The 25,423-nt window shown below is 34.2% G+C and carries 23 protein-coding genes, 1 tRNA gene and 2 pseudogenes; 10 read left to right on the plus strand and 16 right to left on the minus strand.

What is annotated here, in order from left to right; all coding sequences use genetic code 11:
* Positions 1 to 27 precede the first annotated feature (27 nt).
* Positions 28 to 558, minus strand: coding sequence for a hypothetical protein (locus LF886_RS15735; protein ID WP_236850447.1), 531 nt, complete (start codon positions 556 to 558; stop codon positions 28 to 30).
* A gap of 221 nt (positions 559 to 779) precedes the next feature.
* Between LF886_RS15735 and LF886_RS15740 the strand changes: the two genes are divergently transcribed.
* Complete coding sequence (locus LF886_RS15740) at positions 780 to 1,145, plus strand: hypothetical protein (protein ID WP_236850449.1); 366 nt, start codon at positions 780 to 782, stop codon at positions 1,143 to 1,145.
* A gap of 127 nt (positions 1,146 to 1,272) precedes the next feature.
* On the opposite strand, the gene LF886_RS15745 is transcribed toward LF886_RS15740, so the two are convergent.
* From LF886_RS15745 to LF886_RS15770, 6 genes are all read right to left on the minus strand, one after another.
* The gene (locus tag LF886_RS15745; protein ID WP_236850450.1) at positions 1,273 to 1,716 is read right to left on the minus strand and encodes a hypothetical protein; all 444 of its coding nucleotides are present in this window, start codon (positions 1,714 to 1,716) and stop codon (positions 1,273 to 1,275) included.
* Between the two features lies 1 nt (position 1,717).
* Positions 1,718 to 2,647 (minus strand): hypothetical protein, encoded by a 930-nt coding sequence (locus LF886_RS15750; protein ID WP_236850452.1) that lies wholly within the window; start codon positions 2,645 to 2,647, stop codon positions 1,718 to 1,720.
* Between the two features lie 32 nt (positions 2,648 to 2,679).
* A complete protein-coding gene (locus tag LF886_RS15755; RefSeq protein WP_236850453.1) occupies positions 2,680 to 4,257 on the minus strand; it encodes a hypothetical protein in 1,578 nt (525 codons plus the stop codon).
* A gap of 81 nt (positions 4,258 to 4,338) precedes the next feature.
* Positions 4,339 to 4,845: a hypothetical protein gene (locus LF886_RS15760; protein WP_236850455.1), complete on the minus strand. Its 507-nt coding sequence runs from the start codon at positions 4,843 to 4,845 to the stop codon at positions 4,339 to 4,341.
* Positions 4,846 to 4,962: 117 nt separating this feature from the next.
* The gene (locus tag LF886_RS15765; protein ID WP_236850457.1) at positions 4,963 to 6,540 is read right to left on the minus strand and encodes a hypothetical protein; all 1,578 of its coding nucleotides are present in this window, start codon (positions 6,538 to 6,540) and stop codon (positions 4,963 to 4,965) included.
* A gap of 29 nt (positions 6,541 to 6,569) precedes the next feature.
* Positions 6,570 to 10,508, minus strand: a complete 3,939-nt coding sequence (locus tag LF886_RS15770; protein WP_236850458.1) for a hypothetical protein — start codon at positions 10,506 to 10,508, stop codon at positions 6,570 to 6,572.
* Between the two features lie 376 nt (positions 10,509 to 10,884).
* Here LF886_RS15770 and LF886_RS15775 point away from each other — a divergent pair, with 376 nt between their 5' ends.
* The 3 genes from LF886_RS15775 to LF886_RS24150 all read left to right on the plus strand — a co-directional run bounded on the left by LF886_RS15775 (position 10,885) and on the right by LF886_RS24150 (position 12,224).
* Entirely contained in the window at positions 10,885 to 10,986 is a 102-nt protein-coding gene (locus tag LF886_RS15775; protein ID WP_236850459.1) for a recombinase family protein, read from the plus strand.
* A 25-nt stretch (positions 10,987 to 11,011) separates the two neighbouring features.
* Positions 11,012 to 11,680 (plus strand): DUF5700 domain-containing putative Zn-dependent protease, encoded by a 669-nt coding sequence (locus tag LF886_RS15780; protein WP_236850461.1) that lies wholly within the window; start codon positions 11,012 to 11,014, stop codon positions 11,678 to 11,680.
* Between the two features lie 355 nt (positions 11,681 to 12,035).
* Positions 12,036 to 12,224 (plus strand): DUF2867 domain-containing protein, encoded by a 189-nt coding sequence (locus LF886_RS24150; RefSeq protein WP_410685637.1) that lies wholly within the window; start codon positions 12,036 to 12,038, stop codon positions 12,222 to 12,224.
* Between the two features lie 212 nt (positions 12,225 to 12,436).
* Here the strand turns inward: LF886_RS24150 and LF886_RS15785 are convergent, their stop codons facing one another.
* From LF886_RS15785 to LF886_RS15795, 3 genes are all read right to left on the minus strand, one after another.
* Complete coding sequence (locus tag LF886_RS15785) at positions 12,437 to 12,628, minus strand: cold-shock protein (protein WP_236850463.1); 192 nt, start codon at positions 12,626 to 12,628, stop codon at positions 12,437 to 12,439.
* A gap of 1,007 nt (positions 12,629 to 13,635) precedes the next feature.
* A complete protein-coding gene (locus LF886_RS15790; RefSeq protein WP_236850464.1) occupies positions 13,636 to 14,598 on the minus strand; it encodes a S41 family peptidase in 963 nt (320 codons plus the stop codon).
* A 709-nt stretch (positions 14,599 to 15,307) separates the two neighbouring features.
* Complete coding sequence (locus LF886_RS15795; RefSeq protein WP_236850466.1) at positions 15,308 to 15,883, minus strand: hypothetical protein; 576 nt, start codon at positions 15,881 to 15,883, stop codon at positions 15,308 to 15,310.
* 272 nt (positions 15,884 to 16,155) lie between these two features.
* Here LF886_RS15795 and LF886_RS15800 point away from each other — a divergent pair, with 272 nt between their 5' ends.
* Entirely contained in the window at positions 16,156 to 16,455 is a 300-nt protein-coding gene (locus LF886_RS15800) for a hypothetical protein (protein WP_236850467.1), read from the plus strand.
* Between the two features lie 384 nt (positions 16,456 to 16,839).
* On the opposite strand, the gene LF886_RS15805 is transcribed toward LF886_RS15800, so the two are convergent.
* Together LF886_RS15805 and LF886_RS15810 are read right to left on the minus strand one after the other, a co-directional pair.
* Positions 16,840 to 16,924, minus strand: a tRNA-Ser gene (locus LF886_RS15805).
* 163 nt (positions 16,925 to 17,087) lie between these two features.
* Complete coding sequence (locus LF886_RS15810) at positions 17,088 to 18,362, minus strand: AbiH family protein (RefSeq protein ID WP_236850469.1); 1,275 nt, start codon at positions 18,360 to 18,362, stop codon at positions 17,088 to 17,090.
* Positions 18,363 to 18,524: 162 nt separating this feature from the next.
* Between LF886_RS15810 and LF886_RS15815 the strand changes: the two genes are divergently transcribed.
* On the plus strand, positions 18,525 to 18,887 hold the full coding sequence (locus LF886_RS15815) for a helix-turn-helix transcriptional regulator (RefSeq protein ID WP_317207632.1): 363 nt from the start codon (positions 18,525 to 18,527) through the stop codon (positions 18,885 to 18,887).
* A 381-nt stretch (positions 18,888 to 19,268) separates the two neighbouring features.
* Positions 19,269 to 20,120 carry a hypothetical protein gene (locus tag LF886_RS15820; RefSeq protein WP_236850472.1) on the plus strand — a complete coding sequence of 284 codons (852 nt, stop codon included), beginning with the start codon at positions 19,269 to 19,271 and terminating at the stop codon, positions 20,118 to 20,120.
* A 60-nt stretch (positions 20,121 to 20,180) separates the two neighbouring features.
* Here LF886_RS15820 and LF886_RS15825 read toward each other — a convergent pair whose 3' ends face one another.
* The 4 genes and pseudogenes from LF886_RS15825 to holA form a co-directional block, all read right to left on the minus strand.
* Positions 20,181 to 20,360 (minus strand): hypothetical protein, encoded by a 180-nt coding sequence (locus LF886_RS15825; RefSeq protein WP_236850474.1) that lies wholly within the window; start codon positions 20,358 to 20,360, stop codon positions 20,181 to 20,183.
* A gap of 158 nt (positions 20,361 to 20,518) precedes the next feature.
* Positions 20,519 to 20,896 carry a VOC family protein gene (locus LF886_RS15830; protein ID WP_124536033.1) on the minus strand — a complete coding sequence of 126 codons (378 nt, stop codon included), beginning with the start codon at positions 20,894 to 20,896 and terminating at the stop codon, positions 20,519 to 20,521.
* Positions 20,897 to 21,464: 568 nt separating this feature from the next.
* Positions 21,465 to 22,406, minus strand: a complete 942-nt coding sequence (gene trxB / locus LF886_RS15835; protein ID WP_103234558.1) for a thioredoxin-disulfide reductase — start codon at positions 22,404 to 22,406, stop codon at positions 21,465 to 21,467.
* A 220-nt stretch (positions 22,407 to 22,626) separates the two neighbouring features.
* Positions 22,627 to 23,663 (minus strand): annotated as a pseudogene (holA, locus tag LF886_RS15840) (DNA polymerase III subunit delta).
* Positions 23,664 to 23,670: 7 nt separating this feature from the next.
* Between holA and LF886_RS15845 the strand changes: the two are divergent.
* The 3 genes and pseudogenes from LF886_RS15845 to LF886_RS15855 form a co-directional block, all read left to right on the plus strand.
* Positions 23,671 to 24,102, plus strand: a complete 432-nt coding sequence (locus LF886_RS15845; protein ID WP_124536035.1) for a type I restriction enzyme HsdR N-terminal domain-containing protein — start codon at positions 23,671 to 23,673, stop codon at positions 24,100 to 24,102.
* Positions 24,103 to 24,211: 109 nt separating this feature from the next.
* Positions 24,212 to 24,826 carry an HAD family hydrolase gene (locus LF886_RS15850; RefSeq protein ID WP_236850476.1) on the plus strand — a complete coding sequence of 205 codons (615 nt, stop codon included), beginning with the start codon at positions 24,212 to 24,214 and terminating at the stop codon, positions 24,824 to 24,826.
* 196 nt (positions 24,827 to 25,022) lie between these two features.
* A pseudogene (locus LF886_RS15855) lies at positions 25,023 to 25,274 on the plus strand (thrombospondin type 3 repeat-containing protein); the annotation flags it as partial.
* Positions 25,275 to 25,423 lie beyond the last annotated feature (149 nt).

Genomic DNA, 25,423 nt, shown 5'->3' on the forward strand with positions numbered 1-25,423 from the left:
TATATAAATTTAAATTATATAAAGTTGTTATAAATTTGGCATCGGACTTGGCTTTGCCCCTTGACTTATTAATCGCGTTTTCATATCCCGGAAATATTTTATGTCTCCAAATGTTCCATCTTGAAAGTCTTCTTTATAATCTCCATTTCTCAATATATCATGTAGAAACATTGGAAATACTTTATCCAAGTTTTGTTTATTTTTAGAAGAAACTCCCGGATCATTTTTATACAAACTAATACTATCTATACCAATCCAGTTATATAAAAAACGGATGTCTTCAAAATAGGGCCCGTCATCTATATATAATCGGTAGTTTGTAGGACGGTCAACTTTTCGAATAATATACATCCAATCATCCAGATTAAAATCTTTCCATAATTCAGGAATAATTGTAAAAAGACTTCTTACATTTTTACATCTAAAATCCTCAGAATTAAGCAACTTAATCATTAAATCTTTTGAATCATAGGTTAGTAATTCATTTTTTAAAGGCTTATAAGAATCCCAACCACTTTGTTTTATTCCATGATGTAATTTTTGTATAATCTGTTCCATTATTTTATATATACTCTTATCTTTTACAGCCCGTACAATTTCTCCTTGTCTATTAATACAATTAATTTTGATCCATAGGACTTATTTAAAAATCTAGATGAAAAGTTTTTCTGAATAAAAATTCTTACTTTTGAATTAACACAAAATTATTATATGAAAAATTTATTTATACTTTGTTCTATTTTTACTTTTTTGTCATTGTCCGGACAGGAAAAAAGGTTATGAATCCTCCCTCTCCAAAAAATTACAAAGAAATACCAGATAATTACAATATAGATGATAATTTAGTATATTTTAAAATTGAAAAACTATCTAAATCCTTTAATTTTGCGATTTTTGATAATAATAAAATACCTTTAGAAAATACTTTTATTTTTACTTTTATTGTAGAAGAAAATAGAACTATATCTAATATAAAGATTGAAAAGGGGAAAAACGAAAAAATACAAAATGAGTTAAAACACCTTATTTTTTCAGCTAAACTTCCTGCAACTTTTATTAACGATAAGGTAACATCAAAACGTTTCTATAGATTAAAATTTATTTTTGATTATAAAAAGAAAATTCTTAAAACAATTCTTTTATAAAAGTAGTTAATAATAATTACCATCATATATTAGACAAACTAGGAAGCTCGTTATTCAAATTCAAGTAAAAGAATTATAATTTTATTAACAAATTAAACCACTCAAAACTGAGCGGTTTAAAAATTACTTATTCTTCCTCATATATACTTAAATATAGTGGCTTATCTTCTTCCAGACACTCTTTTATAATATCGTGAAGACGTAATAAATCTCGTAAAGCTTTATCATTGTCATTAATATCAATAGGCCGGATATCAAGTTCTATAGTTTCTCCTTTATAAGTTACAGTATCCGTTCCTTCTTTTATTGGAATATGAACTCTTAATGATAACCAATATTCGATTTGTTTTTCCAAAGCCTCATTAAAAGCCAGTATTTCTTCTTTTGTAAGAGGTGAATCTTTGTAATTTGAAGATTCTAATCTGTTAGGAATAGATTTCTTAATTAATTCCAAGTACTTTCCATCAGAATACATATACTTTGAACCATGTACATATCTATTTGCTTTGTTAGCAATAAAATCAAAATGATCTTGATTATGTTTTATTGCATTACTAAATATAATTTTCATTTTATTTTTTTAAAAAATTAATAATTACTTGATCTTCTTCAATGTTATCAATTTCATACCGCACTTTTCCAAAACCTTTTGCTTTCATCCTAGAACCTGTGAAAGTTGATAGTGCTGCTTCTTCAATACTTTTTCCAGCAGCTCTTGCTTCCCAGAATTTAGTTAGGTTAATAGATTGACCTCCATAATCTTCATACATTGTCGCTTTTTTCCACCATCCTATAACACCATCCAGTTGTCCAAACTTTTTATTAGTTTGATAAAAAGCCATTGCATCGGAAAGAACTAAATCTCCTAATCCTGAGTACTTATCAGTAATTGTTTTAGGAATATTAAAATCTCCCATAAGCATCCTTTCATTACCATAAACAGGTAATTCGTTTGCCCTAGCCCCTTTAGCATCTAATAAACGAGTAAAACAATTTAATTTTTGCGGTTTTCCCCTTACACTAAGACTGTATACCAACTTATCTCCTTTTTCCTGAGCTCTAATTAATTCTCCTGCATAATTTCCAAATTCATCAATCAATCTGAAACTCATTTTAATCCCTTTTTCAGGTGTTATTCCAAGGTTTACACCAGTTTCAACTGAAACAACCCTTCTTCGGTTAACAAAAGACTCTAATATTTCTCCAACTTTCTCTGAGCTATAACTTACTTTTCTTATTTCCTGTAGGACTTTCTGATATGCTTTATCATAACGGCTTCCCTGAGCGATAATCTCCCCTTGATACACCAAAGCAAATCTCCTGTTACTACTTATTGAGCCTATCACATCAGGATTAATACCTCCTTTTTTTCCAATACTCTCCATAATAGCAGCAGCATCAAGCTCCATAAAGAATGCCCCGTTTTGTATCAATGCATCACATTCCGATGTTTTTGAAATGAACCCTGCGCTTGGGATTACCCATTCTGTAGGACTAAACATACGGAGATCTTTCCTTTGAAACACGCCGCTGTTCAAATCCAAAATACGGAAATTGCACTTGCACGCAACCCCTGTCTCACATTTTCTGCAACATTCGCTGATGTTCTCAATAAACTTAAGCAACTTCTATAAAAAGCAGCAGCAAGCTGAGCTAAACCAACAGCAAGCTGCGGTACTGCTACAGCAGATCCCAATACGTTATAAATAAGATCCCACTGTCGCAAGAACTCATCTCCTCCTGGAAGCTTAGCAATTTCCGCCCGGAATGCCTGTATGGTAAGATCCGGTAATGCCAAACTAAGATCTGCAGCGGCAGCTAATAACAGGTACGGATTTCCGGATAGTGCTAATGTTCCGATTCCAAAAACGACTCCTATCATGTCGGCCACAATCCGGATCGTTTCATTAATATCTTCCCATTTTTCTGCATCAGCCAGCGCTTTTACATAAATAGCCGGAACCATCATAATAGTACCCTGCTGTTCTCCTCCTTCATTGGTTTCTGATGTATGCTGCTCGATGAAATAAACCATGTCAAGAGGATAAAACTTAGCTCCTTCATCCAGATCTTCTGTTACCTGTTCTGTTGCATTAGGATCTCCTTCTTTGGGTACAATGAAAACCCTCTTTGTTACTTCTTTCTGCTGCTGAAGAAAAAAAGTTTTTTCATCTGACTTTCCAAAACCCAATAGGTCTCCCGCAAGCCCAAAAACTTCAGTATTTACTTTATATTCATTCCCTATCCTGAAAGTAGAAGCTCCTGCTTTTGGGCGGTTATGAGAAAAAAGACAATACTCCATCAGAATAGTGGCAAAAATGATACGGTTGGATTTCATTTCTCCATTAAACTCGCTTGCCCCATCCAGATTAAAATAAATCCTGTTACAGAGTTCAGGACTTTTTTTGAACTTGTCCACTAAAAAAAAACGATCGGAAAACGCCTTCAAGACATTGACCAGAGCTGAGCTTCCATCCTTCCATCCACTGAAAATTCCGGTATCATCAAGTTTTGTTAAGGCAAGCAGATGTCCGAATAACGTTTCATTTTCAAGAGTCATTCCTCTCAGGACGAATTCAGGAGTATTGGTATAAAGAAATTTAAGCTCCTCTGCACTCTTTGCTTTAAGAAAACTTGATTTAAAGATTTCTGTGAAATAATTTTTGTATTCAGAATAATTTTCAAAATCATCAAATCCTACATGCATCACCAATCTCCTGAATTCCTCATAGGAAAAGGTTTCCAATACAATAGCCTTTTTTCTCCTAAGCTTTTCCCGGTCAGCATCTCTGTGATAAAAATAAATAAGCTGGCAGGAGATCTTCTCTTGTGCAGCACTAATTACAAATTTGATTTCACACTCTGTTTGGACCAGATTCACAAGCTCTTTATTCTTATTGAGATATGTTTTTAAGTATATGATGTTCTCTTTATCATCCTTAATGTATTTTTCTTCGGCAGTTCCATCATAATCATTGATGTTATAATCCAGAATAAACTGCTGATTAAACTGATTACTGTATTTTAATTTATTACATAACAGCTGTTTTCTTATATAATCATCAGTACGCCATTCTTTACTGATGATTTCTCTAAGTTCAAGTGTTTCCATAATTTTTTCTTTTTTGAAAAAGGCAGGGTTTTATGGCCCTGCCAGTAAAATGGTTATTGAATTCATCCAAATAATCTGTAATTAAGACAGTTTATTTAGCTCATTGCTTTTCAACTCAACAAACTCCTGTAAATAGCTTTTCAGAAGATCCAGAAAGCCTATTTTATTGTTCTTAACAAGCCAAAGCATATAATGATGGGTACTCACTTTGATGATAGACGTTTTAGGATATCCATCCTCATCCAGTACAGGGTTCTGCGTTTCGTCATCTACTACAGGAACAGATATTCTCTCAAAATTTTCATCTCTAAGGCTTGACCATTCCTCTTCTCCAATCAGCCATTCCGGAGTCGGGAGGTTAGAAGGTTCTATTTCATTGGTTTCTTTATCTCTTAAAACCTGCTGATAAAAAAGATAGGTTCTTGGGAGCTCTGTATCTACCACCACTTTATTGATTTTGATAAACCTGTTAAAAGATGGAAGCAAAGGATGTTCAGAGATCTTGATTTCCCCAAGGTTTAGATCTGTTGTCTTAATTTCGTTTAAAAGTTGCTGTACCTTTTCAGGTATTAATAATTTTTCTTTCATTGTTTTAAAATTTTGCTGGGTTAAATAACAGTGCCTATCAGTTTATAGACACTAATTGAAAGGCAGAATTTTCAGGCTCTGCCTTTTTATTGATTTTATCTCAAAGTTTGATAAAGGTTATAGTTTATACAGTTCAACAATATTGGCGCTTACACCGGTATTTCCCATTGTGTTCATATTGTACATTCCAAAGGCAACCGGACCTGTATAGCCTGTTTTGGTATAGGTAACTGTCTTATTATTGAAATTGACAATAACCGTCCAGCTTCCTCCACGTCTTATAAATGTTGCATTAAGAGCATAAGTAGACTCCGCAGTAGTGACTGCTTCTGCGGAATTATCCGGAAATATTTTTCCCATAGGATACCAGTAAGACTGTACAAGCCTAACATTGGCAACCGTTTGATTTAAGAGATCTACTCCATTGGCAGCATTGACTAATCCTACAAAATGGGTCATCGTTCCAAATCCATTTCCTCCATTAATCGTTGCAGTTTTACCTGTAATTTCAACACTCATGTAAAAATCTTCATCTGCTCCTATCAATTGGTTTGTCTTTCGGGCTGCGATGAAAGAAGAATCATCAGCAAGTGCTTTTACATTACTGTCGGAACTGTAGCTTACAGCAGCTCCCGCTTGTGTAATGGCAGGCGATACCGCATTATTGTATATTTTCTGTTCCCAAACAATGTTATTCAGAGGGATACGCTGTATCTGGCTGACTACACGGATGGTAAAGCTTGTCAAATACCAGGCTACACCATTCCACAGCCTTATTTTATATTCTCCTATAGGAATATTTTTGAAATTGTAATAGAAGGTCAGGTCAATTCCATTGGTATACAACTGAACCTGTGAACCGGGGATTGCGACAACAACAGTAGCTGTATCTGCCGAAACACTATCCTGGGTACATAGCTCCACTTTAAAGCTTGTGGAAGGAAGATTCAAATTAGCTCCCTTCAGATTGATCCAAAACGGACGGTCTGTTTTATCCACAATTGGTGGTGATATAACAGCCACACTCATAGTGTCCGTACTCCAGCCTCCGTTCATTTTCGTTTTCCATGCTGATCTTTCAGCTTCAGTCAATTGGTTCGGTATTTCTAATAGTAGATTTTTACTGTCTAGCACCGCATTTAAGCCATTGGTATTTTGGACTACAACTTTTTGAAAATTAGCGGTATCAGAATTCTTATTGGGCAAACCGGATAATACGTATGGGTTTCCTAAAGTATTGATAGAAAATGAAGCATTAAGAGTATGACTTCTTGCTGAACTGTTTGACAGGTTGGCATTCATCATATTTTTTCCCAAATCACCTGCAGGAAGTTTCGCAACATTTCCATTATCATTTAATCCTATAATCTTAGGATAGTCCTGGGCATTTCCTTCTGTCAATGGAACTTCTAATTTCTTAGCTAACCTTTCCTTTGTTTTAATATTGTATTGAGCCTGACTTGCGATTCCTTCTGCTAAAAGATCAGCATTTGAAATACTGACATGATTATCAGCTAATTCAAGAGGAATGGTTCCATCAACAACGGCATGGGTCTTTAAATCACCGTTTTCATCAACTGCATAATCTGTGTAAGATAAAGAACCCGGAGCTGCTACCTGATAAATAGCATTAGTTTCCCTTTCTCCAATGGGAGGTAATTCATTTACACGTATAATTTTTCCTATAATTGGCATTTTTTAAAATTTTTAGATTAATAACTATTTTATTTCCAGTCTCCTGAAATGACTTTCTGCCCTTCAAGCGATTCTACTCCAAGAAGATTGTCATTGGGTTCAAAATTGGTTTCACAGACTTCTCCCATTTCATCATCAAATTTCACTCCCGGTTCACAGTTGCAAGGCAAGGCTTTTTCAACTTTCAGCCCAATAGATCCCGCTTGAAGAATAGTAAGGGAAGTAGGAATTTTCTCTCTCCATGGCTCTCCTTCTTTTGTAGCTTTTGGTGAGCGTAATTCATCCACAATGGATAAAAATAGAGGATCATCAATCACAGGAACTTCACCTCCGTTCCAGATTTGGCCTGTGGCAAGGAAATGTCTCACTACTTCTTCGAATCCTGGTCTTACCGTAACAATAACTCTTGCCATCCCTGACTGCATAAAGGCTCTGAATGTAGGATCATTATCATCAAACTGATATAAATCTGCCCAGGACTTTCTTTCTCCCCAGTAATATGGATAGAAATAATAACTCATGATTTCCCATTCAAATGCCTGTTCCATAAATTTGATAAATCCAGCATATTTATCCAGTTTTTCATCCACTTTGATATCTGTATTCTGGAAAGTTTCTACAGAAGCATTATCATTGGTATAATATCTTTTTTTACCAAACGTGAGTAATGCATCAGGACTTTGGTTCAGCATATAGGAAATACAGTTTCTTCTTAAAATGGTATTTTCAATTTTTCTGTAGAATCCTGGATTGGATCCTTTGATCTGAACTCCTACAGCTTTTGCATCGGCCAATGCAGCTTCATATTTGCTGAGCTCCACTTTATAGGCTTCAATAATTTTATTGAATGCTTTCTGTAGCCAGCCATTTTTATATTCTTCTTGCAATACACATTTGATATTAACCGTTGCATGGAAATAATGGGCATTTGTTGTCGCAATAGTAATAGGAACCTCCCTAACAAATTTTAAAAAGGCATTGGATGCACCATCTCCTCCTACCAGTAAACTTGCCCCATCTCCCCAACCATTATAACCTGGGAATGAATTACTGCTTTTCACAACATAAGATTCGGTAATATAATGCTCTGGGATAGCAATAAGGTCAGATTTTGAAGAGGCCTGTTTTGATTCAGTGGAAGAGTAATCAATTGATTTTCCAACATACACCACAGGCTCCAGCTTTTCATCAACTTCAACATTATAATAACCCAGCCAGTATTTTAGTTTTGTAGAATCCGTTAGAGCACTCCAGTCTTTGACCTGCATACCAGCGGATTCTCTCGGATCAATAGGTTTCACCAATTGATTTTCAGTAACGTTACTTACTTTCATTCCCAATGAATGTAATTTTGCAGGCTCAGGAATCATAAACTCAAACATCATTCGCTTTCCATAGTTAAAGATCTGGTTTTTAACTACTTTATCAATCCAACGATATACCCCTACAACATGATTGCTGCCTTTGGTATTATCAAAACCATGTTTGTTATTTTCCTCATATTCCTCAAGGATTTTATCAATACGTTCTTCTTTCACTTTGGTGACAATCCTTTCCAGGGCTCTTGCTGTAACATCTTTAGCCTCGGTAACGGCCTGTCTGTTACTTTCCTCTTTAGAACTATGAGTAGCATAGTTGGCAGCAGTATTTAACATATATCTTGGAGAAGTACTTCCTCCCCACGATGCATTAAATCCGGCCTGTGCTGCAAAATCCTTAGATTCCTGAAGTACTTTAGAGATTTCGCTTTGCATCTCATTTCTTTCCGTAGAAGTAGTATCCGTCAATTTCTCTTTTTCAGATTCCGTAGATTTAGTGGTTTGGGATTCACTTCTTTTTAATCTTCGTGAAGATTTCTCTCTATACTCCCTTGCCATGATGTTTTCAATATGTGAAACATCTCCTTCTACATAACAGTAAGTACTTTGTTCTACCTTTCGGTAATCCGCAATACCAATATTTTTCATTCCAAAGCCTGATGGGATGAATGGTTGATCATCCTCAGGTGTTGTCGGGGTATCTTTATTTTTCAGACAAACACTTCCTTCACCTGTCAGATTATAGGTTTTTGTTACCGAATCTATTCCTCCTGCGGTATATATGGTCATAGGAATTTTGCAGGTATATACTTTTCCGTCATCTAGGGTAAGCTCTGCTTCAAGCTGGCAGCCATTCTTTATAGCCTCTGTAATTTGCAATTGAGGTAAAATGCCATCGCTAAACAGGGATAAGTAATCTCCCCCACCGGCAACTTGTAATTGATTTGAGCTTTGAACGACATTACCATTATTATCCAATATTTTGATTGTTCCTGAAGCCGAGGAAAATAACGATGTAGTCTCTTTAGGCGTCATACTTAATAACCATCTGTCCGAATAGTTTTGAAAAGATCTGGTTCTTAACAAAACAGGCAGGCAGTTACCAGTTCCTCCATCACCCCCGGTACTTTTATTTTTTAATGTAAATGTTCCAGCTCCTTCAAATCTGTACATTCTGTTTGCCGTCCACAATAACTTTGCTTTCATAATATAGACCAGTCCATCATTAAGAATAATTTCGCCTTCCAATAGCAAAATTTCATTTTTATCTATAACAGCAGCAGGAATTTTTTCTGGAGTATTGAATAAAGATGTTACGTTGGGAGCATCAAAAGTATAAGCCAGGGTTCCACCTGCTAAAAGTTGATCATCATAAGACTTTATATTATAACTTCCACTCACAATGTGCTTAGGAGCATTGATATCAGTGGTCAGAATCATGGTATGGTCTCCCAAGCCCATATTACCACTCATTGTTCTAGCAAAAAAAGGAATCTCCTGAGTATTTACAGATTGAGTTACAGGGATAACAACTCCTCCTACTGTTGTAGAAATCTGCGGATTAAGATTCGTATTATTTAAGATCGTTTGCTGTAGCTGTAGGCTGTTTTGTTCAATGGTTTGAAAAAGCTCTGTAAAGGTTGAAACTTTATTTAATGCGCCTGCCAAATCAGAAGTCCCAAAGATTCGTTGTAAGGACTCGTTATTTCCCTGACTTAATTGTCGCTGCAAATCTTCTGCCTGAATTTCAGGATGAAAATTAAATGTAAAGGTTTCGACTTCCGGAACCGGAATATATTTTAAACTTGATAGCCCTTCACGATTATCTGCTGCCAGGAAAATTTCTTTCCGATATTCCTGTTCTTTTACTAGAGCATCATATCTGGCCTGTTCGGGTCTTACCCGTTCTTGATATTCTTTATAAGCAGTATCATAAGCTGCTCCATATTCTTTTTGATAATTTTTTTCAAATTGTTCCAATGTTCTTTTAAGATCCTTATTTCCTTTCAGATTTACTGTGGCTTCTGCAAACTTCAGGGCACTATCAGTAAAAGGAATACTTTGTAAGCTGCTTTCCTCTCTCAAAATAACCGTATCTGAAGATGAAGCTTTTACCTTAAAAAGTTCCCTAGGAAGGACAACTTTGGCTTTAATAACATCTTCATACTGTGCTTGAGTAACTCCATCATAATTGGAAAGAATATGATCAAGATGTAAAAATTGCATTAAAGTTTCCTTTGTATAAAAATCCTTTTGAGTAACCACCTGATAAATAAGATTATCCCAAATATTAGAGTCAATTTCAATAATGGGCTTTGGGGTCTCTTTATAAGTTTTGATTTTAGCATCAAATTCCTCTTTGGTTGCTTTTACTTTATTTTTTGCAACCCAAACTGACAATTCATAAAATTGTACGCTTTTAGCTTTTAGGGATGCTTCTGTTTCTATTGTTAAACCTGTGATCTTTCCACAGACGTTTTTCAAAGATTCTCCTGCTTCTACTCGTGGGTCAATTACTCCCTTCTGTCTTAGATAATTTCTGAAAATAAATCTTTTCTCCCTATTCTTTGGATCAGATAATTCCGCGCTACGCATCGTCGCAAATCTGAATAAAGTTTGTGAGCTATTATTTTGATTAATTGCTTCCATTTTTTAATTTTGTTTTGGTTTTTATAAAGGTTAGGATCTGAAGCTCTTTTTAGTAGATTGTCTTCAGGTTTTAGCCTTATTTTTTTAGGTGGTTTCCGGCAAAAGATATCCACCATCAGTTTTTAAGTCTGATTTCATTTCCTGTGTTTTTTCTTGAAGCAAAGATCACCCCCAGAAGCGACAGAACTTGACGTATAAAATTTTATTAAAAAAAAATTGTAATGTATAAACTATAACCTCATTGAGAAAAACAACAAAATGAGTTTGTATTAGGAAAGTCTCTAAAACCAATAGTATTTACATCCGAAGAATAAATTAACTTTATTTTAAATAAGGTACTACTCTTTTCACGTTGATATTTCATAAACCCATACTTATGAAATCAGCGTATTTATATGTCAGAGTGAGTACTGATGAACAAATGAGAAAAGGCTATTCTCTTCCTGAGCAGGAAGAAAGATCCAAAACATTATTTTGATACCTGTTATCAGTATACCTATCAGATGCTTCCAAAGAAATATCAGAAAAAAGCTGAAGACTATAAAGTGACCATTATCCCTATACACAATGATGCGCATGTGAGGAATAGCTGGATGATATTCACTCTGATGTGTGCATATTTTCATGATAACAATAGAATGGGAGCCATGGGAGGCCACGAGCTTCATCATGTATTAAGACCCCAACTTGTATTTGAAGTAGAAGATGAGGATGCAGTTATTATAAATTTGCTTCAGAGAATACTGAATGAAGGAAGTGCTGATTTAACGGATAAGATCTATGAGGGAAAAGATGCAGTAAAACTATTGGAGTTTCAGAGAGGAGCGCGTGAAGAATTCATAGCAGATGGAGCCAAAGTAATTAAAAATATTGATTCTCTATTGTCTGTAAAGCCATTAGACCGATCCAAGTTAAAAATGAATAAGCTGATCAATACGGGGAATACCAGTGGGCATGTTCCGGGGTGTTATATGTCCGCTATTATAGATAAAGCAGGCTTCAAAAAAGATTTAATCAAACATGTTGAGGATCCTTTCCAATTTGTATACTTATATGATAAAGCTTCAAAAAAAGATAAGGATGCCTACGTTCTTTCTGCCACAACGATGAATTTGGTACGCGAATTAGATAAAAAGTACAGATCTAAAGCAACAATAGAGCATCATCAATAGGTGTGAAGCTGGCAAAAATAAAAAGGACAGATCAGCGATCTGTCCTTTTATGTTTTTGGAAATTACATTATAAAAATATTCTTGCAGAGCCGGATAAAAGAACACATGTCAACAGAATAATAAATAAACATACATCTTTGAATTTCTGAATAGAGGGTTGGGGATCAGAAAAAAGTTGGATAAAAGCATTATTTATGTTGCGTAACATGCTGGTTAAACCTTTTGGGTTAAAGACTTCAAAAAAGAAAGTACTAGAAGCATTGCAGCATGTATTGAAAAAGGTATTAGCCATCATATTGTTTCGGTTTCGGATAGGTCTGCAAATGAGACCATCCTTTTATTGGATGATAAGCATTTGAAGGCGTATATATCCATGTCGATAGCAGAAGCAGAAGATGACCTGAAAAGAGTTACCGTATGCACTATTGTCCACTTTCATAACTGGTTTGGATACCTCTATTTTTATTCAATTGACCTCTTTCATAGCATAGTAGTAAGAAATATGCTTAAACGTTCTATTCGGTCTAACCTGCAAAAAAACTAAGATTGTATTCTTTAAATCCTATGGCTAATAACATATCAACAAGATTCAGATCAGGATGGTATTGTATATAAATTTTAGCTGAAGCAGAAGTCCGGATTAGTCAACGTATTTGAGATAAGTCAGAAATAACTATCTCCTGAGAGGTTCAAAATAAAAAAGAGAGCAAATAAATTATTTGCTCTCTCAATAACGTATATAGTTATTAATTGAAGTTACGCTATTTTAACGTTAACTGCATTAACACCTTTGTTTCCATTTTGTAAATCGAATGTTACGACATCATTTTCACGAATGTTATCTACTAAACCTGAAGTATGTACGAAAATGTCTTGACCACCTGTTGATGGAGTAATAAAACCAAATCCTTTGGCATCGTTAAAGAATTTTACTGTTCCTTGTTGCATTGTATATGTATTATAAAATTATTGTATTCTGTTTTAAAGGATCAATTATCCTTGTGTCCTGATGTAAATCAAAACGATAATAATTTTTGAGAGAAAAAAATGGATGAATAGAATTTAAGAGTGAAAATCAAACTTCTTAAAAGGTAGAACACCTAAAATATTAATGACAAAATTGAGCGACTGACATTACATTTAAGATTAAATTAAAATCTGATATTATGCAGTTGTCTTATTATCTTACAAATGTATGCTAAATAATTGACCTGTGCAATTATATCCCTCACTTAGCTATTAAAATTCAAAATTAGTTAATAAACGCTGAAGATGAATTTCTATATTTATATATTTTGAAATCAATTTGGTGACGATATACTTTAATGTACCAGCCACATTTCAAAAATGATTTTTACAGGAGAACACTATACATATCATATAAAGTGTGTATGATCGTTTTTTGAACTTAATCTATTCTTACTATTAGGTACATGTAAGAATATTACCACCTAAAAGTATTCTTACAACTATACTAAAATTATCTGAAGATCTTTTGCACAAACTGATAAAGGCATCTTCTCCAAGTCAGCCATTCGTGGTATGTTTGGGGAGATTTACATTGAGGATACGTTCACTTAAAGATACTGCTTGGATCTATAATTAATAATAAAGAGATTCTCATTCTTAGGTTTGGTAACGTTAAGATAAAATGCAAAATCTTTTATATTAAATATTTTATTTGTCATTGTAAGCTAATATTATGCCTATGCAAAAATAGATTCTTGATCCACTAATATAAGGATACATTTCAAGGTAAAACGGATACATTTTACGGATTTAATAATTAGATTGCAAAAGTTAACTTACAATAAAAACTCCCCATAAGGAATTCTTGGTTGTACGAAATATACCGAATTGAAGTGATCTTTTAACTCATTAAAAATTATTACTTTTATCATTTAATAGATTATTTATCTATTTGGGAAAAAATTACTTGTTAAAAAAATATTGCGCTATTCAGAAAGCCATTCAATAGCAGTTTTAATTACATTGTCGTTTTTGGTGTTTGATAAGTCTGACACCACTACATCGGGAGTAATTTCTCCTTTATAGCTTTCACCCGTTCTATCCATTACATATGTTCTTGCTAATAAAAGTTGTCCACCATTAGACAATCGGAAAGTATAATTAGCCGTTGTATATCCTGCCGATTTTTGTCCAAAGGATTTTACATTAGGTAATCCTAGAAAGGAAACAGCAGTCATTTCTCCACTGCTTCCAGTGTTTGCATCGAACAAAACTGCAATTTTCACTGTATTATTTTTTATTTTATAAGTGTTTATAGGCTTCGGTTTACCATTAATTGTACCGTTTTTATTTGACCAGGGAACTTTAGATTTTCCTTGAACAAAGTAACCTGCGGTTGCGTCATCAATCAATGCATTTAAACCGGCTATCATCGGCCACATATTGCCACCTCCATTATGACGCAAATCGACAATCCAGCCAGTAATTGTATTGTCGGTATCAATTTTTTCAATGATGGAGCGAATTGTATCAGCAAACTGAATGTCTAAATTTTCATCAAATGTCATTAAGCGAGGTACTTTAACCCAACCAACACCATTACCCAAATATTCTCCTTGTGGAATTTCGGCTATAGTGGCATTCCTGATTTCGTTAATTTGTTTTGAAGAAATAAAAAACGAATGTTTATCACCAATTTCTCTTAGTTTTTTGGTGTAGAAATCGTAAATGATTTTTTCATTATTAGCATTATTGTCATTATAGACAAGTGCTTTATTTTCAATTTCAAGATTTTTCCAATTTAAAGAATCCGTAAAAAGTGAATTTTTCTTAATGATTTTGAAAATCTCTTTATTCAAAGCAATTGCTTGCTTCTCAGTTTGTCCGTTTTGTGCCTGAATCTTAAAAACACCCAGCATTGCCATTGCAAAAAATATAAATTGTTTCATTCTGTGTTTTATCATTTATCAGCCATCGTTTTGTATTAATTTTTTCGACAAGTTATTTTTTTTCTTTTTCCTGATGCCGTGTCGATGACTATTTTTTATTTAAAATTTGTCTGCTGCTAATTTTGAGGCATCGCACTGCAATGACCGCTAACTTTCATCTTCACGCATTGCGTCAATCTCAGTTATATAGCTGTTCCTATTGCTAATATAAAATTTATTTTGAAGACTTTATTATTAAGTACAAATAATTCTATCTCAAATTTTATTTGGATTGGCGAATGTTTTATTTATAAAATCAAACACAGATAAATGATGCTCTCCTTCTCCTAAAGAATTTGAAAGTGTGACTTATAGTTCAAATTAAAAAGCTTTTTGCTGACAAAATAAAAACTTGAAGGATACGTACAATTGATAAATATACCTATTTTCTGCATAGCTATAGAATCCTTCACCTGCACTTACATAATCAAGCTTCCCCCCTTAAGGTAAAGGTTTTGTAGGGTCTAATGGTTTAATAATTATATCTGCCATTTATTACAGCAATCATTTCCCCCTAAGCTTGAAAATTGGAAAATAAACGAGAATCGACACTATTATAGTAATGAAATTTTGCAGTAATATCAAATATTTATCATAAGAAAAACTATTCTCACATAATATAATGTGATTAATCTTAGAAGAAATTATAGAAAGTTAAGAATTGGGATCCTTAAAGAAGTTGAAAATGAATAAGTGCAGAATATTGAATCTTGAGATCCGGTCGAAAGATTTGTACTCCTGCAAGAAAATGACGGTAAAGTTCAAACTTGTTTTTGATCACATAATATTCCCTTTGAAAATTGACAGTATACATTTTACTCTCGCCATAGCCATCGTTTTTATAAACGGTCAATCTCGTTAAATTATATTTGATGTTTAAGACCAAGCCAATATCAGAGTCAAATTGTTCTTTAGAAAAATATAATTCTGAATATAAAAACTGTTCTGAAATTTTGCCATTCGGAAAGAAAATAAATGCGCTTTCCTCATTCACAACGATACTATATTTATTATCTCTTTTAGCTTTAAAAAGATAGGCTGCAGTAAAGTAACTCGCACCGGCTGAGATGAACGTTATTAAAAGCAATGCAAAAAAGTGTCCTGGCTTATTTGTTAAATATTCCCAAAAACCATTATCAATTAACCCACCTCCTGAAATGATTGCGACCGCTGCCAAAAGTATGACGATAATGCATCCGAGACCAGCTAAAAAATAGGTATATGGATAGTTGATAATAGATATCATCGTCGGAAACTTTTTTGTACGTTGTATCATAATTGATGCGAAAATCCTTTTTTTGAAGATGGACTTTATTTCAGGGAATATTATTTAGCCTAAAGTTATAATAAAACTTGGTTTCTGTAAAATTTTTCTTCCCGCTTTTATCTTGATCTGGATGAATAGATATTTTACCATTTTTCATTAATAGATCTATGCTTATTTGGATGTGAATTTAGTTTCTGGTTTGAGGAAAAACAGTAATTGAAGTTTAGTATCTTTACAGTTAAACAAATATAATGACTTTAGATCAACATATAACATTGACTTGCGAAAATGGTTTATTAGATAAAACAGAATTCGTAAAGGTTCAAGATCAAATAAATGAAAAGAATTTCATGAACATGGAAGATTTCGATAGATTATTGCATATCGGTTTTCCAATTGGAAGAGAATTGAAAAAACTAAAAGATACTGAAGATATTTCTGAAGTTCTACAACTTTTAAAAGATAAAAAAGTATCTGCAAGAAATTTTGTTGCCATCATTAAAAGTAATGTTTTCAATGATGAAATTCTAAAAACGCATACATTATATTGATTTTAATTGATCAACAATAGCAGATACATAGACCAATAGAAATTCAGTAAGATGCTTAATATTCATACTCAAAACTTTATAAGTCATATTGTAAATTTAATTATTTTGTGAAGGCAACTATATACTTTCCTGTACCAAATAGATGATACTCTTAAAATTCTCTTTCTAATTGAGAATGATTATAATTATCATGAAAATAGTGAAGGAATTTCCTGTTGGTACATAGAAGTATATAGTCTCCTAATTTATGGAAGTGATATACTTAAGTGTACCAACTAAATTACAAAGATTAGTTTTGATTTTTTCTGATACTAGCGCTAAAACAAAAAACGCTGTAAACATTGATGTTTACAGCGTTTTAGCTTATTTTAGTTTCTCAACCAGCGGAGAGAGAGGGATTCGAACCCCCGGACCTGTTACAGTCAATAGTTTTCAAGACTATCGCAATCGACCACTCTGCCATCTCTCCCTAAACTCCGGCTATACCGTTGTTTTCAGTGGTGCAAATATAGAACGATTTTTATTTTCTGCAAAACTTTTCCCACACAAATTTTAACAAAACTTAATAATAGACTAGAAATCAAGGGAATTATTTTTCCTGATTTTATACCTGAACATTTTATTTATCCTGTCTAAATAGTCTTTTTAGCATATCTCACATATTGTGGCAAAGGTAATGATAGCGTTTTATCGACAACCTTCTGTCTCATTAATGATTTTTTATTGAAGTGTCTTGATATATTTTGAGATAATTCTTTAAAATTGTCTGATCCATCTTTTCCTTTATAATAAAAGATTTTTATAGATTTACAATTATTATGTTCAAATAGAGTATTTAATAATGTCCTATCTGAAAGTCCACAAGAATGGCCCATAATATATATTTGATAATCATCAGCTTCAATCCAGTTTAATAATTTTCTATAATTAGAATTATTCAAATACATAAAAGATTTAATATTTTCAAGAAAATCATTATCATTTGTATTTTCTAAAAACTTATAATGATCATCCATCTCATCTCCAAAACCAAAATTAATTGGATTAATAACGTCGTTTAATTGACCATGAATTTGTATATGTGAAAATTCACCAAAAAATCTTGAATTTTTAAAATTTAGATTAGTAACGTAATTTTCTACGTTTGATGTATAGTTGAAATCCAGAAAGAGATTTTCATAAGTGTTATTTGATTTATCAATGTATGTTTCTGAAAATAAATAATCAAAATCTTCGAGTTTTTTTCTATAATCAGGTGGGAATTCTAAATAAAATTGATTATCCTCATTATATAGTGATTTTAAATTTTTAAACTTATACTCAAATAAACTTAAAATAGATTCACAATAAGAATAAGAAGTACTAAGTTGATAGATTTTTTCAATTTTTTCAGTTAAATAATATTCTAAAAGATTTTTTATTACAGTGAATTCTTTATTTAACTGTTTAACAGTTCCTATATGCATATATTTTCCTTCACCTGTAATTAATGATATCAAAACTTTATAATATGAGTTTTCAATATCCACCCAATTAATTGCTTGTCTAACAGTTATTAATTCAAAAAATTTATTCTTAAAGGAAAAGACTTTTTGGTAATCTTCATCAAAAGATAAAGTGTTTCTATAAAAAAGGTTAAAACTTGTAGAACCATAATAAGAATCTTTAAACATATAGTTACTACTCCTATAATTAAATCTCATTTGATTACAAAAATCTTTATAGTTTTGATAACTCAATCCATTTGTTGACAAGTGCATTTCATCAATTTCAAATAATTCCATAAATAATGGATTAGTTGTTGTTTGATGAAATTCCTGCCAAATAAAATTCAAAAATGATGAATATGATGTGGGCAATCCATGTGCAAGGTCAAACCCATTTCCTATAATTATTAATCTATTCATTTAATTTTAATTTTCTGTCTTAGTTTCTTTCAAATATAATTCTTTTCTTTATAAAATATAAATTAATAAGTGAGTTAATAGTTCTATACCAGACAGATATTAGCTTGATTTTATAGTATTATTTTTTCACTATATTTGTAAAAACACAGCTACCCTATGACAATGGAGAAACTAAAAACTATAAGAAAGCAGAAAGGTTATACTCAGCAGCAGATTGCTGATATTCTGGCAACCGATGTCTCCAACTACAGCAGAAAAGAAAGTGGAGATGTCAGAATATTTGATGATGAATGGGAAAAGCTGGCTAAAGCATTGGATGTTCCTTTGGAAGATATAAAAGAAGAGAAACCTTCTCAAATACAACACAATGACAAACCTACTCTCAATGATAGTTCAAGTATCAATTACATTCAATACTGTAATATTCCGGAGTATCTTTTAGAGAATCAACAAGAATATATCAATCTTCTGAAAGAGCAGATTAAAGCTTTAAAAGAAGAAAATGCAAAACTAAAAAAGGGATAATCTCTTCTATATAAGAATAAAAAACGGCTTCCAGTGGAGGTCGTTTTTTTATTGTCTATCTCAAAAATTCCGTTTACCCCCTTCCGAAGTCCCTATAGCCCCTTCCATAAGGGTCTGGAGCCCCTTACTCAACCCCCTCTACCCCCTTACCCAAGGGGGTAGAGACCCTTCACTAAGGGGGGGATACCCCGTTCCGAAGGGGGTAGAGACCGTACATGAACCCCCTAGAGAGGGTTATGCAAGTATCTGGAGACCGTTATGCAACTGCCTCCAGCCCCTTTTGAAGGGCCTGCATACCTTACCAGTGATAAGAATAGACTATATTTGTAAAGATTCATATCACCCTATAACAGAACTAAAAACTAATAATAATATTTCCAAATGTTTACTCAATCTTTTATCAAAAACACGGCTATTGCCGCTTCCTTAGCTTTCTCTTCTATGGCTTTTGCACAGAAGATGCCCATGTCAATACTTCCATCCGGCCACCTGATTGTAGGGGCTGAAGTAGACGGTAAGAAGGGAAATTTTATATTGGATACCGGAGGAGGGATCAATCTTTTTCTGAACAATTTTTCCAAAGATCTCGCACCAAAAGAAACATACAACTACCTAACAGCTTTCCGGGCAACAGGTGAAAAAATGACCATTCCTCTCTTCAAATCAAAAGAGATTATTTTTAATGGGAAAAAATTTAAAGATACCTGGTATGCCACGCATGAGATGGAAATCAAAGGAATAGATGGATTGATTTCCCTTCCAATGCTTTATGACACTGAGTTTATCATCGATTATACGACCAAAGAACTTATCTTTCCAAAAGAAAAACTGAGCAGCAAAAAAGTGATGGATATCCAGCTGTCTACCAATGCAGATCAGTCTCTGGATATCACGGCCTACGTACTCTTGAACAATAAATATAAGATCAACGTTCTTCTGGATTCCGGTGCCGGCAAAGATTCTTTTTGGCTGAGTGAACGCCTGATGAATACCCTGGATATCAAAAAAGAAGGTCTGCAGGTAGTGGAGAAGAAAAGTGAATTCAATCCCGATTTGACGACTAAGTTTTATAAAGGTAGTATTGGTTCTATTTCAACGTCTTTTGCAACCGTAGAAAAACCTGATGTATTTTTTGTAGAAGGTCTTATTTATGAAGGTAAAACGAGTATCAACTGGCTGGGTAAAAAGCTAGGTTTCAATCTTAAAGAGAAGAAAATATATATTTTGGATTAGAAATTAGAGAAATTGGCTGTTCCAAAACTGTCATTCTGACGAAGGAAGAATCTTATGGATCTATGAAATTCTTCTTTCGTCGGAACAACAATGTGGAAGGGTGTACCAGGTAAAACCACCCGTCAAAAATTCTTTGAATTTTCGCCACCCCTCCAAAGGAAGGGAATTTTTCCCGCCGTATTCAATAGTGGTTTTTCCCAGAATTGTAATTTTCCAATACATCCTTTTCAGAATGATCATAACCGGATTTCTATGGAAAGATAAATCTGCATTTATAAAACCCACATCTCTATGGTGTCATTCCGCAGGAACCTCAACAATTCTTTTGACCATTGAATAAGAATAACAGGCTGTATTCTTTCGGAATGACCAATCAGGAAGATAGGTCTACAGACGTACTATTCCCCTGCCGGCTCGAACAATTCGATCTTGTTGCCCTCCGGATCCAGAATGTGAACGAACTTTCCATACTCATAGGTAGCAATCTCGTCCAGAATCGTTACGCCTTCTTTTTTCAGCTCTTCTACCAAGGCTTCAATATTCTCTACATGGTAATTGATCATAAATTCTTTTGTGGAAGGCTCAAAATACTGGGTAGACTCCTTAAAAGGGCTCCATAGTGTATATCCTTTCTTATCAGAATCTGCTTCTCTCCAGTCGAATTTAGTCCCGTATGGGCTGGTTTCCAGTCCCAGGTGGGTTTTGTACCATTCGTTTACTTGTTCAGGTTCTTTACACTTAAAGAAGATGCCTCCGATAGCGGTTACTCTTTTCATTTTTTATTCGTTTTTGTTCAGTTGATAGTTTCTTTAGATGCAAGTTTGGATTGTTTTGCAATTTCACAAATATATCAATGTTTTTGTTACTATTTCACGATCTTAATTGAATTTTTGCTATTAATAGGGTGCAGATTGTTGGCAAACGCAAAGGCGCTAATCATCGTAAAGCAGCCTGCTATAAGGCGCAAGGATTTTATCTGTGATAAAATTGATAACGTTTTATACTTGCTGGAAATCTTGGATGCTCTTGTACCTTAAGACTATTCTGAGAATTTGAAAGAAACATTGCGCCTTTGCGATTACTCAATAAAACTGCATGCTGTATAATGTCTCACGCTGATTTTGCAGATTATGCAGATTTTTATTAGTATCTGCGTAATCTGCTTGATCTGCGAGAGTTTTCAAAAATGATCAAGACTTTGATTCTCCCTTAACTTTCCTTCACAACTTCAGTCTCCTTAATGGTTCAGAAATAATTTGAAAGCCTTTCTGATTCTCCAACAAAACAGAAAACAAAAAAAGCGCACCCATTGGGCACGCTTTGTATTCTATAAACTAAATATTACTAGTGTAATTCAGCTAAATATTTTTCTGCATCCATTGCAGACATACATCCGCTTCCGGCAGCTGTAATAGCCTGTCTGTAGATATGGTCCTGAACGTCTCCAGCAGCAAATACTCCCGGAAGATTTGTTCTTGAAGAACCTTTTTCAGTAACGATATATCCGTTTTCATCAAGATCTATCTGACCTGCGAAGATATCAGTATTTGGTTTGTGACCGATTGCGATAAAGATCCCTTCAACATCTACTGTAGATTTTTCCTGAGTCTGATTATTAATAATCACTGCTCTTTCTACAAGGCTGTTTTCACCTTCAATTCCAATTAATTCATGGTGAAACTTCACTTCGATATTCGGAGTGTTTTCCACTCTGTGAATCATTGCTTTTGAAGCTCTGAACACGTCTTTTCTTACCAATAAAGTTACTTTCTTACATAGTTTTGCAAGGTAAGTAGCCTCTTCTGCTGCAGTATCTCCTGCTCCTACTACCACTACATCTTTTCCTCTGTAGAAGAATCCATCGCATGTAGCACAAGCTGAAACCCCTCCTCCTGCATATTTTTTCTCGTCATCAAGACCTAGATATTTTGCTGTAGCTCCTGTAGAGATAATGACTGTTTTTGCAAGGATTTCTTTGTTTCCTGCATATAATTTGTGAACACCGCCTACTTCCTTAGAAAACTCAGCTCTGGTGATCATTTCATAATGAACTTTGGTATCAAATCTTTCTGCCTGTTTTTGCAGATCCATCATCATTTCAGGACCTGTAATCCCTGCTGGATACCCTGGAAAGTTATCAACTTCAGTAGTGGTTGTTAATTGTCCGCCTGGCTCCAAACCTGTATACAATTCAGGTTTCAAGTCTGCTCTTGCTGCATAGATAGCAGCGGTAAAGCCAGAAGGCCCAGATCCAACGATCACACAATCTAAAATATTTTGCTCCATAATTTACTTGTTCGAAAAGATTTAATTAAGACCGCTAATTTCGTAATTTTTACCGTCTTTTTAAAGTTATTTTAATGATACTTGTCAATATCTGATATGTTGAATTTCGATGGTGATTGTTGGGAGGGTTGGGATTCGGATTGCAAAATCTAACACTCCTGTTTTCATATCTCGTACCGGTATGTCTCGAATCACGTATCTCGCTACCCTGCAACACGTATTATACCTTCATCTTAATCTTATCTACATTGATAATCTTGTATACCAGTTCTCTGATCAGTTCTGCATCGCCCATATTCACTGCTCCAAGGCCTTTTCCTTTCATATCGAATTCACGTAAAATAGAAATGACTCTTGTGGCATGTTTTAAAGGGTAAAGTCTTGCGCTTTCTGCGTAGTCTTTGACAAAATAAGGGTTTACGCCCATCTGTGATGCAATCGTCTGCGGAGACTGCCCGGCCATGGTCTGGTAGATAATAACGTTTGAAAAATAATTGTAAAGGCTTGCCAGCATCATTACAAAAGGATTGTTCTTCGGATTCTTCCCCATAAAATGGGCAATCTTAAAGGCTGCATTGGCATTTTTGGTTCCCAAAGCCTTTTGAAGTTCAAAAATATTGTATTCTTTACTGATTCCGATATGGTTTTCAATGATCGCCCCGTCAAGGATTTCTCCTTCTTTAAGGATCATCTTCAGTTTGTTCAGTTCATTGGCAATTCTAGACAGGTCGTTTCCTAGATATTCTGCCAGAAGATGAGAAATATTGGGTGCCGTCTTGATGCTAAGCTTTAGGCATTCATCTGAGATCCATTTCGGAAGGTTATTTTCCTTTACAGACTCACTCAGGAAAAGCGCTTTGGCTTTGTCTAATGCTTTAGCTGCCTTTTTTCGGCTGTCCAGTTTCTTATGTTTGTGTGCGAAAACCAAAACCGTAGAAGGAATTGGGTTTTCTACATAAGATTCCAGAATTCTGTTTTCCTCTTCATTCAGTCTTAAATCCTGAGCTTCTTTCACAATAATCACCTGTTTGTCCCCATCATTGGAAACTGTCTCGCCAGAGAGAGCACCTCCTGATAAGAAGTATCTTTTCCGTAGGTAACCGTTTGGTTGAAAGCTTTTTCATCTTCTTCCAAAAAGCCGTGTTCAAGAGCTCTTACAGCGACATCAATAAAGTAAGCTTCTTCTCCGTGGAAAAAATAAATAGGTAAAACTTCTTTATTTTTAATATTTTTGAGGATTAAATCTAATTCTTTCATCTTATTAATGGAACTTCCAAAACTGAATTTTCAGGAAACTTTTGATTTTAAATTCAAGAAAGACAAAGATAAGTTTTTTATTTATGATTTGGTTCGTAAAACTTATCTTCTGCTCACTCCTGAGGAATGGGTAAGACAGCACTGGATACATTATTATCTTACTGTAAAATCCTATTCTGCATCGGCCCTCATTACCGAAAAGAAGATCGTTTTGAATGGTCTTACCAAACGTATTGACCTCCTGGTTACTGAAAAAACGGAACCTGTAATTTTGATCGAATGCAAGGCTCCACAGATCAAACTCACGGAAAAAACATTTGAACAAACGGCCAGATATAATTCCATTATTGGAGCTAAAGAAATCATACTGACCAATGGGCTTCAGCATATCAACGCTTATTATAAAGACGGGCAGTATCAGTTTTACAGACCGGAGTAGCACAAAATCATTCCCGTTTTACCAATATTGAGTAAAGCAGTAAAAAATCCCTCTTTTCTGACGGAGTGGTTCACAAAAAAAGTAGTATTTCACAATAATATTAAACATTATGAAAATAAAAAACATCATATTCGATTTCGGAGGTGTACTCATGGACTGGGATCCAAGATATTTCTTCAAAGAATATTTTAACGATAACGAAAGAATGGAATATTTTCTGAAAAATATCGCCCAGGATGAATGGAATATAGAACAGGACAGAGGACGAAGCCTGGCTGAAGGAACAGAAATACAAGTGAAAAAATTCCCTAAATGGGAAAAAGAAATCCGCGCTTTCTACGACAACTGGACGGTCATGCTGAAAAGTGATATCCCACAGAACGTAGAAGTTCTGAGAAAGCTTAAAAACACAGACTATGATCTGTTCGGACTGACCAATTGGTCCGAAGAAACCTTCCCTTACGCATTAGAAAACTATGATTTCTTCCAGATTTTTGAGGGTAAAATTGTAGTCTCCGGAACAGAAAAACTCATCAAACCTGATCCTAAAATCTGGCATGTGCTGCTGGAAAGATACAATATCAAAGCTGACGAATCGGTTTTCATTGATGATAATACGAAGAATATTGAAATGGCGAAATCACTGGGATTCATTACCATTCAGGTTACCCCAGATACCAATTTGCAACAGGAATTAATCAATCTGGGCATCCAATTCGAATAAATTAAAATTTTATAGTATTTACCGTCCTCACTATTAAGTTATATTTGATTAATTTAGGTGAGGATTTTTTATGCATATGAGAAAAACTTTATGGTTATTGATCTTGGTGGGAATGTACACCCACGCACAAAACATTGAAAACAAGGAAATATTAAAAAAATGTCGCAAAGAATTCAATAAAAAGCATTGCCTTTCTGACGAAGATAAAGACAATATTCCATTTTATCTTGATAAATGTCCTATGAAAAAAGGCCCTATAGAGAACGATGGCTGTCCTTGGCCGGATACTGATAAGGATGGCATATTAGATAAAGATGATACCTGTCCTACCGTTGAAGGACCTGCAGAAAATAATGGATGTCCATGGGAGGATACGGATGGGGATGGCATTTTGGATAAAGATGATAATTGCCCTACCATCCCCGGGCCGGCTCACTCTAATGGATGCCGTGTAATAAGCTGTACGCTTGGAAGCGAAACTGTAAATATCCGAATGGAAAAATTCAAGATGGATATTAAAAACATTGAAGAAATTTACAACCTGATCAATAAAAAAGTTTTAGATGATCTTGTACAAAAAATACCTAAAAAAGATCT

This window comes from Chryseobacterium sp. MEBOG07, assembly GCF_021869745.1.
Lineage (GTDB): Bacteria > Bacteroidota > Bacteroidia > Flavobacteriales > Weeksellaceae > Chryseobacterium > Chryseobacterium viscerum.